Source organism: Streptomyces sp. NPDC104202 (assembly GCF_055584185.1).
Map to the genome: position 1 here is coordinate 45,578 of NZ_JBVJMN010000057.1, position 11,970 is coordinate 57,547.

At 73.7% G+C, this 11,970-nt stretch carries 11 protein-coding genes; 4 read left to right on the forward strand and 7 right to left on the reverse strand.

Translation table 11 applies throughout. From position 1 onward, the window contains the following. Positions 1 to 50: 50 nt before the first annotated feature. Positions 51 to 1,274, reverse strand: coding sequence for an FG-GAP-like repeat-containing protein (locus ACZ60W_RS29275; protein ID WP_469758393.1), 1,224 nt, complete (start codon positions 1,272 to 1,274; stop codon positions 51 to 53). Positions 1,275 to 1,461: 187 nt separating this feature from the next. Between ACZ60W_RS29275 and ACZ60W_RS29280 the strand changes: the two genes are divergently transcribed. Next, on the forward strand, positions 1,462 to 2,667 hold the full coding sequence (locus ACZ60W_RS29280) for a phage baseplate protein (RefSeq protein WP_469758394.1): 1,206 nt from the start codon (positions 1,462 to 1,464) through the stop codon (positions 2,665 to 2,667). Here ACZ60W_RS29280 and ACZ60W_RS29285 read toward each other — a convergent pair. The 3 genes from ACZ60W_RS29285 to ACZ60W_RS29295 all read right to left on the reverse strand — a co-directional run bounded on the left by ACZ60W_RS29285 (position 2,648) and on the right by ACZ60W_RS29295 (position 5,770). Further along, complete coding sequence (locus ACZ60W_RS29285) at positions 2,648 to 3,457, reverse strand: N,N-dimethylformamidase beta subunit family domain-containing protein (RefSeq protein ID WP_469758395.1); 810 nt, start codon at positions 3,455 to 3,457, stop codon at positions 2,648 to 2,650. The two genes, ACZ60W_RS29280 and ACZ60W_RS29285, sit on opposite strands and share 20 nt — an antisense overlap. A 94-nt stretch (positions 3,458 to 3,551) precedes the next feature. After that, positions 3,552 to 4,625: an alpha/beta fold hydrolase gene (locus ACZ60W_RS29290; protein WP_469758396.1), complete on the reverse strand. Its 1,074-nt coding sequence runs from the start codon at positions 4,623 to 4,625 to the stop codon at positions 3,552 to 3,554. A 455-nt stretch (positions 4,626 to 5,080) separates the two neighbouring features. Further along, positions 5,081 to 5,770 carry a metal-dependent transcriptional regulator gene (locus ACZ60W_RS29295; RefSeq protein ID WP_053644941.1) on the reverse strand — a complete coding sequence of 230 codons (690 nt, stop codon included), beginning with the start codon at positions 5,768 to 5,770 and terminating at the stop codon, positions 5,081 to 5,083. 150 nt (positions 5,771 to 5,920) lie between these two features. Here ACZ60W_RS29295 and ACZ60W_RS29300 point away from each other — a divergent pair, with 150 nt between their 5' ends. After that, on the forward strand, positions 5,921 to 6,676 hold the full coding sequence (locus ACZ60W_RS29300; RefSeq protein ID WP_469758397.1) for an SIS domain-containing protein: 756 nt from the start codon (positions 5,921 to 5,923) through the stop codon (positions 6,674 to 6,676). A gap of 87 nt (positions 6,677 to 6,763) precedes the next feature. On the opposite strand, the gene ACZ60W_RS29305 is transcribed toward ACZ60W_RS29300, so the two are convergent. Continuing rightward, a complete protein-coding gene (locus ACZ60W_RS29305; protein ID WP_469758398.1) occupies positions 6,764 to 7,657 on the reverse strand; it encodes an NAD(P)-dependent oxidoreductase in 894 nt (297 codons plus the stop codon). A gap of 61 nt (positions 7,658 to 7,718) precedes the next feature. Between ACZ60W_RS29305 and ACZ60W_RS29310 the strand changes: the two genes are divergently transcribed. Next, entirely contained in the window at positions 7,719 to 8,069 is a 351-nt protein-coding gene (locus tag ACZ60W_RS29310; RefSeq protein WP_469758399.1) for a winged helix-turn-helix transcriptional regulator, read from the forward strand. Positions 8,070 to 8,181: 112 nt separating this feature from the next. On the opposite strand, the gene ACZ60W_RS29315 is transcribed toward ACZ60W_RS29310, so the two are convergent. Together ACZ60W_RS29315 and pdxH are read right to left on the reverse strand one after the other, a co-directional pair. After that, entirely contained in the window at positions 8,182 to 9,510 is a 1,329-nt protein-coding gene (locus ACZ60W_RS29315; protein ID WP_469758400.1) for a PAS domain-containing protein, read from the reverse strand. Between the two features lie 335 nt (positions 9,511 to 9,845). Next, a complete protein-coding gene (gene pdxH / locus ACZ60W_RS29320; protein ID WP_469758403.1) occupies positions 9,846 to 10,472 on the reverse strand; it encodes a pyridoxamine 5'-phosphate oxidase in 627 nt (208 codons plus the stop codon). 222 nt (positions 10,473 to 10,694) lie between these two features. Between pdxH and ACZ60W_RS29325 the strand changes: the two genes are divergently transcribed. Next, on the forward strand, positions 10,695 to 11,795 hold the full coding sequence (locus ACZ60W_RS29325) for a citrate synthase 2 (RefSeq protein WP_469758401.1): 1,101 nt from the start codon (positions 10,695 to 10,697) through the stop codon (positions 11,793 to 11,795). Positions 11,796 to 11,970 lie beyond the last annotated feature (175 nt).

Sequence of the window (11,970 nt, forward strand, 5' to 3'; positions counted from 1 at the left end):
CCCACCGGTCGGGTGGGGGCCCTCGGCGTGTGCGGGCGCGGTGCCGCGGGTCAGAAGGCGCCGTTGAGGCCCCACCAGTCGCCGTCGTCGACGACGCCCGCGTTCAGGGTGCCGGTGCCCTTGCCCGTGTAGAGGAGGAGGCAGCCGACGCCGCGGCACTCGGGGGAGACGTAGCCGCTGTTGGTGATCGTGGCGACGTCGTTGCGGCCGTCGGCGTTGAAGTCGCCGACGGCGAGGAAGGAGGCCATGACGTTCCAGCCGGCGCCGATGAGGACGCGGGAGCCGACGCCGCCGGTGGCGGTGCCCGGGTAGAGCCAGAGCTTGCCGGTGGAGGGTTCGCGGGCGAGCAGGTCGGCCCGGCCGTCGCCGTTCATGTCGCCGGGGGCGACGAGCGCGTTCATGCCGTTCCAGCCGCCGGAGCCGACGAGGCGGCGGGAGCCGAGCGCGCCGGTGGCGGTGCCGGGGTACAGCCAGAGCTTGCCCGTGGCGGACTCGACGGCCATGAGGTCGGAGCGGCCGTCACCGGTGAGGTCACCGAAGGCGGTGATCTTGTTCATGGCGTTCCAGCCGCCGGAGCCGATCAGCTTCCGCGTGCCGACCGCGCCCGTGCCGGTGCCGGGGTAGGCCCACAGCTTGCCGGTGGCGGACTCGCGGGCGAGGACGTCCTCGCGGCCGTCGCCGGTGAAGTCGCCGTGGCGGGTGAGGGCGCTCATCGCGTTCCAGCCGCCGGTGCCGATGAGGCGTCCGGTGGTGTCGCCGGGCAGGAACCAGAGGCGGCCGGCCTTGTCGCGGACGAGGGCGTCGGGCTTCTTGTCGGCGTTCATGTCGCCGAAGCCGGCCGCCTTGGTGCCGGTGGCGGCGTACCACTCGGGGTAGGCGGGCAGGACGCACTCGCGCTCGGTGGGGACGAACCTGAGCGAGCTGACCGAGTTGGTGCCCGGGCCGCCCCATTCGGTGCCCGCCGGGTCCGGCGGGCTGCTGTAGACGGCGCCCGACTGTCCGTAGTGGGCGTCCTCGTGGAAGCAGACGAATGCGCTGGTGCGGTTGACGACCGAACGGAACGCGTTGTCCCAGCTCCCGAGCGTGGGTGCGTTGACGTTCGTCTTGTACATGGTGCCGGTGCCGTTGTCGGACTTCCAGGCACAGAAGTATCCGGACGGGCAGTCGCGGATCGCGGCCTGGGCCGGCGCCGCGCCCGCGCCGAAGAGGCCGAGCGAGGTGAGCCCCAGCGTCGTGGCCACGGTGGCCACGCGCCGCAGCAGGGACATGCGCATGTGTTTCCTCCCCACCGGCGCGGAGACGAGCTGCTCGACGCGCCGTGGGAGGGAACGTACCGCGCGGGGTCGGGTGCGGCGCCGCAGGGGTGGCCACTTTCCGGAATGCCCGCTTCACCCGGGCCCCCGACCCGTCCGGCGGGCAGGCCGTAGTCTCGGCCACTTGTCGATCTTGAGAGGTGTTCGGATGATCACGCTGGCCTCCGCCGTCGCGCCCCCCGTCCTGCTGAACTCGGTGCAACTGGCCTCCCCGGTCCGCGTCGGGCAGTCGTTGTACTGGGAGGTCGTCGGCCGGCACTGGTACGTGTGCCAGCGGGACACCACCACCGGCGACCAGGAACGGATCCTCGTCACCCGGTTCACCGAGAACGGCGAACTCGTGGACTCGATGCACGTGGAGCACGCCGGGCACGGGGCGAACATCGGCGTCGAGCGCACCGGCGACGCCGTGTTCCTGTGGACCGACGCGATGCCGAAGGGACACTGGGCGTCGGCCCTGGCCCGCATCCCGTACGTGCCGGGCGGCACGGTCGACGCCTCGAAGGCCGACGAGCCGTCCTCGCGGATCACCTTCCACCGGCCCCGGCCGAGCGCGTCCGTGTACCGGGTGTCCGCGACGATCGACCCGACGCGGCGGGAGCTGATCTACCGCTGGCAGTCGAACGACGACCCGTCCCACGAGGGAGTCGGCGGCATCGACCGCTATGCCCTGGACGCGGTCGTCGCCGGTACGTACACCCCGCTGGCCACGCTGCCCTTCACCGCCTCCGGCCGGACCCTCCAGGGCTACACGAGCCTCGGTGACCACGTGTACACCCTCTACGGCGTGCCGAAGGAGGAGTCCCGGGTCACCTGCACCCGGTGGGACACGGGCGAGGTGGTGCAGGACGTGGCGCTCACCGCGTTTCCGTCGCTCCCGAACCGCGAGCCCGAGGGGCTCTGCGTGTACGAGATCGCCGGCGCTCCGGCCACCCTGGCGTTCGGCATCGCGAGCGGGAGCGCCGGGGCGCACCGCTACCACGTGGGCCGGTTCCCTGCACCCGAGACCAACCCGTGGGTGCCGGTCGCCCTCGACCCCGCGCAGTACGTGCCGAGCGGCTCGTCGTACGTCCCGCAGTACCGGATCCACGGTGACCGGGTCCACCTGCACTTCTCGATCGACCGGGTGGACAGGGAGAGCCTCTGGCCGAGTACGGCGAAGCTGTTCCGGCTGCCGATGCCCGCGCGGCCGAACCGCACGCAGAGGCTGGTCGGCGTGGTCTCCGGTACGTACGTGACGGGCCAGCCCCTGACCGTACGCATGGAGGTGACGGCCGACGGCTGGGTGTCGCTCTACGACGACCGCGGCCTCAAGGGCTGGATCGGCGCCGACGTCAGCTTCTGGACCTGCTGACGGCCGCCGGGGCGGCCGACTCGATCGCCTCGGCGGCGGCCCACCGGGCCGCCGCCTCCGTCCGGCCCGGCTCGCTGAGGGCGAGGGGGCGGGGCAGGGCGACGACGCGGGCGCCGCGGACGGCGGCGGGGCGGGTGCCGATGTGGACGAGGACGCCGTGACGGGCCGGGTCCACCCGGCCCTCGCGGACGTCCCGGCGCGTGGCGTACGTGACGTCGTAGCCCTCCTCCTCCAGCCAGCGGACGACGCTCGCCTCCGCGCCCACGTCGCCGGAGAGGACGTGGAGGACGCCCGAGGGCCGGGCGGGCTCCCGGACGACGAAGTGGACGTGGGCGCGGTGTCCGCCGAGCGTGGTGAGGACCGCGAGGTGGAGGCCCGAGACCCAGTCGGCGGGGACCTCCAGGGTCCACGCCGTGCCGACGCCTTGCTCCGTGAGGAGCCGGCGGGCCCGGGCGCCGCCGTAGGCGCCGACGCGGTAGACCGACACGGTCGCGCCCGCCGTGGAGAGCCGCAGCCGCAGGGTCTCGCCGGGGGCGACCGAGTCGCGGTCCGCGTGGCCCTCGATCTCGGGGCGGGCGGGGTCCACGCCTGTGGTCTCGTCGTCGCCGATCGCCCAACCGCCGGATCCGGGCGCCCTGTTCTCCCGGACGACCGGATGGTCGCCGGTCCGCGGCGGCGGGAGGGCCGGGGCGGCCGCCGCCGTCCCGGCGAGGAGCACGGGGGCCGCGACGGCGGCTCCCGTACCGGCTCCGAGGCCGCGCAGGACCGTTCGGCGGGACGGCTGCGGCATGGTCGGCCTCCGGAACGGGCTCAGGGGACGATCATGGTACGGCCGTCCGGCGGTCCGCCGCCGCCGTTCCCGCGAGACCGCGCGGACCGGATCGTCAGGGGGTGAGCACGCCGTTCAGGAAGGGCTCGACGGCCTCGCTCCACGCCTCCGGGTGGGTGTAGTGGAGGAGGTGGCCCGCGTCGGGGATCTCCGCGTACGCCCCGTGGGGCAGGACCCGGACCATCTCCTGGGCCTCGGCACGGCCCAGTTCGCCGTCGAGGCCGCGGACGACCAGGGTGGGGCAGCGGACCTGGGCGAGGGAGTCCCAGTGGGCGTCGTGCACCCACGTCTCGCGGGAGGTCAGCATCTGCTCGGGGTCGAACACCGGTCGCCAGCCGTCCGGGTGGCGGGTCATCACCTCGGCGAAGAACGCGCCGCGCGCCGGGTTCGGCGTCTCCACCCACGGGTCGTCGGCGCCGAACCACCGGTGGACCGCGTCCAGCGACGGGAACGGCGCCGGCCAGCCGCGGAACCACTGCTGCCAGGCGCGCTGCGAGGCCGCCCCGAGCGCCGAGGCGCGCATGTCGCAGATGACGAGGGCCTTCACCAGGTCCGGGCGCTCGGCGGCCAGCTGCCAGGCCGTCAGGGCGCCCATGGAGTGGCCGACCAGCGTGACGGGGCCGAGGCCGAGCTGCTCGACGACGGCCGCGGCGTCCGCCACGTACGCCTCGCGGGTGAAGGGTCCGCCGGCGGGCTTCTCGCTCGCGCCGTGGCCGCGCTGGTCGAGGGCCACGACCCGGTGACCGCCCGTCAGACGGCTCACCGCGGGGGCCCAGTGGCCCGCGTGGCCCATCAGGCCGTGCAGCAGTAACACCCCGGGGGCCGGGGCCCGTCCGGGCTCCGGGGACGCGCCCCGCGAGGGCGGCGCGGGGCGGGGGACGGAGCCCGGCCGCCCGGCTCCGGCGCGCACGCCGGCGTCCGGTCCGGGCTGCGGGACGATGCCGGTGGCTCCGGGCACGGGGACGCGGGCGCCGGGCGCGGGCGGATGGCCGCCCGGCGCCGGCGCGCGGCCGTCGGTCACGGGCGGGTGGCCACCCGGACCGGGTGCGGTGCCGCCGGGTCCGGGTGTGTGATCCCAGGCCGCCAGCCGGACGCCGTCGGCCCCGGTGACGTCGAGTCGTCGCGCCATGGTTGCGGCACCCCCTCTTTTCCGTCGAACCTCGCCAGACTATCGAACTCGCATTCGAAAATGCGCTCCTGCCACACAACACCCCTCGTTCGAGTGACAGGGCTCAAGGATTGACGCGCGCTGCCGAGGGGAGATCTTGAGCGGGAGGCGGACCGCTCGGGGAAAAACGGTCCGAGGGGAATGACCTTGAGAGCTCGGGGCTCCAGGTCAGCACAGGGGAGGACAGGCCCCGGCGCCGGGAGGCGCCGGGGCCCTCCGTCTTCCGTAGCCCTCATGGCCCCACCCCCTCCACGCCCGGCCCTTACCAATGTGGCACGACGAGGGCGCGGGCGTAGCCATTCCGGCGTAAACGGGGCGCACGGCGAGACGGCGCGCCGCACCCCCGACGCCGGGAACGCGAAGGAGGGGCGCCCGGCACGGCCGGGCGCCCCTCGCTCACGTGCGGGAAGGAGAGGTCAGCGCTTCGCGACGAAGACGTGCGCCGCGACCTCCGCGTCCAGCTCCGCGGCCTCGCCGCTGCTGCCCACCAGGACACCGCCCGGCGACTCCGACACCGACACCACGGAACCGGGCTGCACGCCCGCCCTCCGCAGCGTGTACATCAGCTGGGCGTCCGTCTGGATCGGCTCGCCGATCCGGCGCACCACGACCGTCTTGCCGCCGCTCGCGTCCAGGTCGGCGAGGGAGACCATCGAGTCGTCGAGGAACGCCTCCGCCTCCGCCTTCTCGCCCAGCTCCTCAAGGCCCGGGATCGGGTTCCCGTACGGCGACTCCGTCGGGTGACGCAGCAGCTCCAGGACCCTCCGCTCCACGGCCTCGCTCATCACGTGCTCCCAGCGGCAGGCCTCCGCGTGCACCTGCTCCCACTCCAGGCCGATCACGTCGACGAGCAGACACTCGGCGAGCCGGTGCTTGCGCATCACGCGGGTGGCCAGGCGGCGCCCCTCGTCCGTGAGCTCCAGGTGACGGTCGCTCGCCACGGCCACCAGGCCGTCGCGCTCCATCCGCGCCACCGTCTGGCTCACCGTCGGACCGCTCTGGTCGAGCCGCTCGGCGATCCGGGCACGCATGGGGACCACACCTTCCTCCTCAAGCTCGAGGATGGTGCGGAGATACATCTCCGTTGTGTCGATCAGTCCGGACATCCGTGCCCCTCGATCAGTCGTGCGCTGGCCCTGGCACCAATTCTGACGCATCGCGCCGACAACCGGGCCTCACCGGGTGAGGCGGTATTGACAGAGCAATGGTCCAGACCGCACCGTGAGCCGCGACCACGACGAGAAGGAGCCGCCGCCATGGGCGAGAGCAAGCTGGCCGGACAGTTCTTCGACGCCGCGATCGGCCTGCTCCAGCAGGTCCGCGACGAGGACTCCGCCGAGATCGCCGCCGCCGGCGCCGCGATCGCCGAGGCCGTCGAGAACGGCAACCGGCTCTTCGCCTTCGGAGCGGGCCACTCCTCCCTCGCCGCCCAGGACGTCGTCTACCGCGCCGGCGGCCTCGCCCTCATGAACCTGCTCGCCGTCCCCGGCGTCGTCGGCGTCGACGTCATGCCCGCCACGCTCGGCTCCGCCCTGGAGCGCGTCGACGGCCTCGCCGGCGCCGTCCTGGACTCCTCCCCCGCCAAGTCCGGGGACGTCCTGATCATCATCTCCCTCTCCGGGCGCAACGCCCTGCCCGTCGAGATGGCCATGAACGCCCGCGCCCTCGGTCTGACCGTCATCGGCGTCACCTCGGTGGCCTACGCCACCGGGACGAAGTCACGCCACGTGTCCGGCACCTTCCTCAAGGACCACTGCGACATCGTCCTCGACTCCCGCATCGCCGTCGGCGACGCCGAGCTCACCCACGAGGGCATCGAGGCCCCCTTCGCCCCCGCCTCCACCGTCGTCACCAGCGCCCTCATGCAGGCCACCATGGCCGCCGCCGCCGAGGACCTCGTCCGCCGGGGCATCGAGCCGCCCCTGCTGCGCTCGGGGAACGTCGACGGCGGGCACGAGTGGAACGGACGCGTGATGACCGAGTACGGGGACCGGATCTTCTTCCGGCACTAGGCCGGAGCCGGACGGGCCGGGGTCGGGAGGGTGCGGGGCCGCGCGCGGGCCCCGTGTCCCGCACCCGCACCCGTAGGGCCTTCCGGGTCAGCCGCGGTCCAGGACCGTGGTGACGCGGGTGAAGCCGTCCGCGCCGTACCCCAGGTCCACGGCCCGGACGGCCAGCGCCTCGGCCGCCCGCATCACGCTCGCGTCGATGCCGTGGTCCTCGGCCGCGTGCACCACGTGGCCCATGGTCGAGACGGCCGAGGTCAGCGGATTGCCCTCGCCCGAGAACCCGCCGCCGTCCACGTCGTCCGCCCACTCCTCGAACAGCGGCGGCAGGATCGCCCCGATGCCCTGCGCGAACGGCGCCAGCTCCCGCGCCGAGATCCCCTCCGCACGGGCCACCGCCAGGGCGTGCACGTACCCCGTCATCGACGTCCAGAAGATGTCGAGCAGCGCCACGTCGAAGGCCGCCGCCCGGCCGATGTCCTCGCCGAGGTGGGTGTGGGCACCGCCCAGGGCGTCGAGCACCGGCGCGTGCTCGCGGTGGAGCGGCTCGGGACCGCTGTACAGGAACACCCCCGCGGGCGTCCCGATGCTCGGCGTCGGCGTCATGATCGCGCCGTCAAGGTAGCCCACGCCGTTCTCCTCCGCCCAGCGGCCGGTGTCCCGGGCCCGCACCGGGGTGTCGGCGCTCAGGTTCACCAGGGTCCGGCCCTTCAGCGCGGCCGAGACCTCGGGCTGCCGCAGGACCGCGTCCGTGGCGTCGTAGTTGACCAGGCAGATCACCGTCAGACCGCTCGCGGCGACCGCCTCCTCGGCGCTCCCCGCCAGGACCGCGCCCCGCTCCACGAGATCGCCCTCCCGGCCCGGGGTCCGGTTCCACACGGTGGTCCGCACCCCGGCGTCCAGGAACGCGCCGGCCAGCGCACGGCCCATCGGGCCGAGACCGAGCACCGTGACGGAGGCGTGAGCGTCGGATCGGGAAGAAGACATGACTGAACTCCCTTGCACATGGGTGAGATGAAGGAACGACCGTCGAAGGAGAGGAACGCGCATGACACGCCTCCGGGCCCAGGACACCGACGTCTGCGGAGTGACCGCCGCGATCGCCGTGATCGACGGCAAGTGGAAGACGTCGCTGCTGTGGCTGCTGGAGTCCGGCCCTCGCCGGCCCGGCGCACTGCGCCGCGAACTCCCCGGAATCAGCGAGAAGGTGCTGACCGAGACACTGCGGGAGATGGAGGCGCACGACCTCGTGCACCGCGAGGTGCACGACGTGCTGCCCCCGAAGACCGTCTACTCCCTGACGGCGTACGGACGTGAACTGTCCGTACTGCTCGGCCCGTTGTCCGACTGGGGCCATCGCCGGCTGGACCGGCTGACGGAGACGGCCGCCGCCTCCTGAGGCCCCGTCACTCCCTCTCGTCCGGGCCACCACCAGGTTCTCCCGGGCGCCCGGCACCCACAAGTACCCACAAAAAAGTGGGTGTCCGGGGGGGCCCACGGCCCCCGGACCCTCAGCCCTCGCCGCCCAGGTCCAGGAGCGCCGCCACCCGCGCGGCCACCGTCTCCCCGAACACCACGTCCTCACGCTCGAAGGGCGCCCGGCAGGCCGCCCGCAGGAAGGTCAGCACGCCCACCGTGCGGCCCCGCGACCGCAGCACCAGGCACAGGGCGTGCGCCGCGTCCCCCGGCCACTGGTGGGCCTCGGCCCACACCTCGGCCGTACGGCCCGCGCTCGCCCGGACCGTGCCGAGCCGGTCCCACGCCTGGAGCGCCGGATGCCTCGGCCCGTACCGCAGCGGGATGCCGCCGCCGACCACCGGGGACGACGGGCCGGGCGCACCGCCCGCGGGCGTGGCGAGGGCCCGCGTCAGACGCCGCTCCCCCGCCACCCGGTCCACCACCGCGTGGTCCGCGAAACCGGCCAGCGCGAAGTCCAGCAGCACCGTCGCCGCCTCGTCCGCGTCCTCGCACTCCGCGGCCGCCGTGCCCGCCCGGTGCAGCTGGCTCCACCGGAACCGCATCCGGTCCGCCTCGCGCGCCGCGAGCCGCTCCTCCGTCACGTCCTGGAACAGCCACGCCACCCCCAGCGGCACCGGCTCCTCCGCCATCGGCGACGCCAGCAGCAGGAACCCGCTGCGCCAGCACCGGCGCCGCTCCCCCGCGGCCGTCCGCAGCGTCACCCACACCTCGGCGGTCGCCGGCGGCGTCCCCTCCGCCAGCACGTGCTGGAAGGCCGCCTCCAGCTCCTCCGCGCCGTGCACGACCACATCGCCCAGCGGCCGCCCCAGCAGCGCCGTGCGCCCCGTCCCGAAGGACCGGGCCGCGTGGCCGTTGATCATCGCGGGCCGCAGGTCGGCGTCCACCAGCACGACCCCCCACGAAGCGTCCTGGAACAGCGCCTCGCTCAGGGCCACCGACCGCTCCAGGTCGAGCTGGACATGGACCTCGCTGAACGCGCAGTACACCCCCACCGGCGCGCCGTCGGCCCCCCGCACCCCCGCCGCCTGGCTCCGCACGAGCACCCGCCCGCCGTCCTTGCGCAGCAGCACGAACTCGTGGACCTGCCGCCCCGGGCCCTTCATCGCCCCCATCAGCCGGCCCAGCGTCTCCTCGGCGTCGGCGCTCCGCGCCGCCCACCCGCCGAACCCCCGCCGCCCGACGGCCTCACCCGCCGACCATCCGAGGATCCGCTCCGCCTCCCGGTTCCAGTGCGTCACCGTCCCCTCGGCGTCGAACGCGCACAGCGCCGCGTCCATCCCGTCCAGCAGCGCCGCCAGCAGATCTCCCCCCGCCCCCGGAACAGAAGCGGTCTCGCTCGCCGACCCCGTGAAAGCACTCATCCGGCACTCCCCCCATACTCCGGCCATTCAACTGGAACGTGATGCAGAGCACACCCCTGTTCCGCGATTTGAATAAATGGGTTGAGGCGCGCGAGGGGCGCTCCCTAGGGTGTGGGTACACGCGAAAGGAGGTGATCCGAAAAAATGGTTTCTTTTCGGACTCGTGAGGTGACTGCGGGCTGAGGCCTGCCAGTCGCACTCTGTGCACCTCGGCAGGCCTTCTGCCGAACACCAACGCAGTCACCCGACCCGTGAGTCGCCGGTAAGTCCGGCCGGCTTCTGTCCGAACCTAGGCGGACAGGGACCAGACTCACGGGTCGTCTGCGTGCTCGGGGTCAGGGGGCGAGGCGGTCGACGTGCCAGGAGTCGGGGGTGCGGGTGTACCGGAGGCGGTCGTGCAGGCGGTTCTCGTGGCCCTGCCAGAACTCGACGGTGTCGGGGACGACGCGGATGCCGCCCCAGTCCGGGGGGACGGGGACCTGTTCGCCGGCGGGATAGCGGGCGGCGAGTTCGTCGTAGCGGGCGAGGAGGTCGGCGCGGGAGGGGATGACGGTGGACTGGGGGCTGGCCCAGGCACCGAGCTGGGAGCCGTGGGGGCGGGTGCGGAAGTAGGCGACGGTCTCGTCGCGGCCGGTGCGGGCGGCGCGGCCGGTGACGATGACCTGGCGGGCGAGGGGGTGCCAGGGGAAGAGCAGGGAGACGTGCGGGTTGGCCGCCAGCTCCTCGCCCTTGCGGGAGGCGTAGTTGGTGAAGAAGACGAATCCCGCGTCGTCGTAGTGCTTCAGGAGGACCGTCCGGGAGGACGGGCGGCCGTCGGGGGTCGCGGTGGAGACGATCATCGCGTTCGGCTCGTGGATCGCCGGGTTGGCGGCGGTCTCCTTGAACCAGCGGGTGAACTGCGCGATCGGCTCGGGCGCGAGGTCGGCCGCGGAGAGCTCCGTGGTGCGGTACTGCTCGCGCATGTCGGCGGGGTCCAGAGCGTCGGTCACAGGGCCATCCTGCCGCAGCGGCGCAGTGTGCCCGGCACCACGTGGCCCTAATCCTCACTCGCCGGATCGGCGCAGTGTGCCGGATGTCACGCTTCCCGGCATCATCGGAACCGTACAGACTCTTGGGCTGGATGACTGTTGATTCCCCACCATCGACCAACTCGGTTGATCGATCATCGATAGAGGAGCCGCCTGATGTCCGACTTCGTACCCGGGCTCGAGGGAGTCGTCGCCTTCGAGACGGAGATCGCCGAACCCGACAAGGAGGGCGGCGCCCTCCGCTACCGCGGGGTCGACATCGAGGATCTCGTCGGCCACGTCTCGTTCGGGAACGTCTGGGGCCTGCTCGTCGACGGCGCGTTCAACCCGGGCCTGCCCGCCGCCGAGCCGTTCCCGATCCCCGTGCACTCCGGTGACATCCGCGTGGACGTGCAGTCGGCGCTGGCGATGCTGGCGCCGGTGTGGGGCCTCAAGCCGCTCCTGGACATCTCCGCCGAGCAGGCCCGCGACGACCTGGCCCGCGCGGCCGTGATGGCGCTGTCGTACGTGGCGCAGTCGGCGCGCGGCCAGGGCCAGCCGATGGTGCCGCAGAGCGAGATCGACAAGGCCGAGTCGGTCGTCGAGCGGTTCATGATCCGCTGGCGCGGCGAGCCGGACCCGAAGCACGTCAAGGCCGTGGACGCGTACTGGACGTCGGCCGCCGAGCACGGCATGAACGCCTCGACGTTCACGGCGCGGGTCATCGCCTCGACCGGCGCGGACGTGGCGGCCGCCCTGTCCGGTGCCGTCGGCGCCATGTCGGGTCCGCTGCACGGCGGCGCGCCCTCCCGGGTCCTCGGCATGGTCGAGGAGATCGAGCGGACGGGCGACGCGCGGGCGTACGTGAAGCAGGCGCTGGACAAGGGCGAGCGCCTGATGGGCTTCGGGCACCGCGTGTACCGCGCCGAGGACCCCCGCGCGCGCGTGCTGCGCCGGACGGCCCGCGAGCTGGCCGCGCCGCGTTTCGAGGTCGCCGAGGCGCTGGAGAAGGCCGCCCTGGAGGAGCTGCACGAGCGCCGTCCGGACCGGATCCTGGCGACGAACGTGGAGTTCTGGGCGGCGATCGTCCTGGACTTCGCGGAGGTCCCGGCGCACATGTTCACGTCGATGTTCAGCTGTGCCCGGACGGCCGGCTGGTCGGCGCACATCCTGGAGCAGAAGCGCACCGGGCGCCTGGTGCGCCCGTCGGCCCGCTACACGGGTCCCGGCCGCCGGGACCCGCGCGAGATCGAGGGCTACGGCGACATCACGGGCTGATCCGCACGCCGCCCCGCCACGGCGACGCCCGGCCCGCACAGTCGGGGCCGTCGCCGTGCGAGGCGCGGGGACGCACCGGCACGGGGGGGGGGGGGGGGGGGGGGGGGGGGGGGGGGGGGGGGGGGGGGGGGGGGGGGGGGGGGGGGGGGGGGGGGGGGGGGGGGGGGGGGGGGGG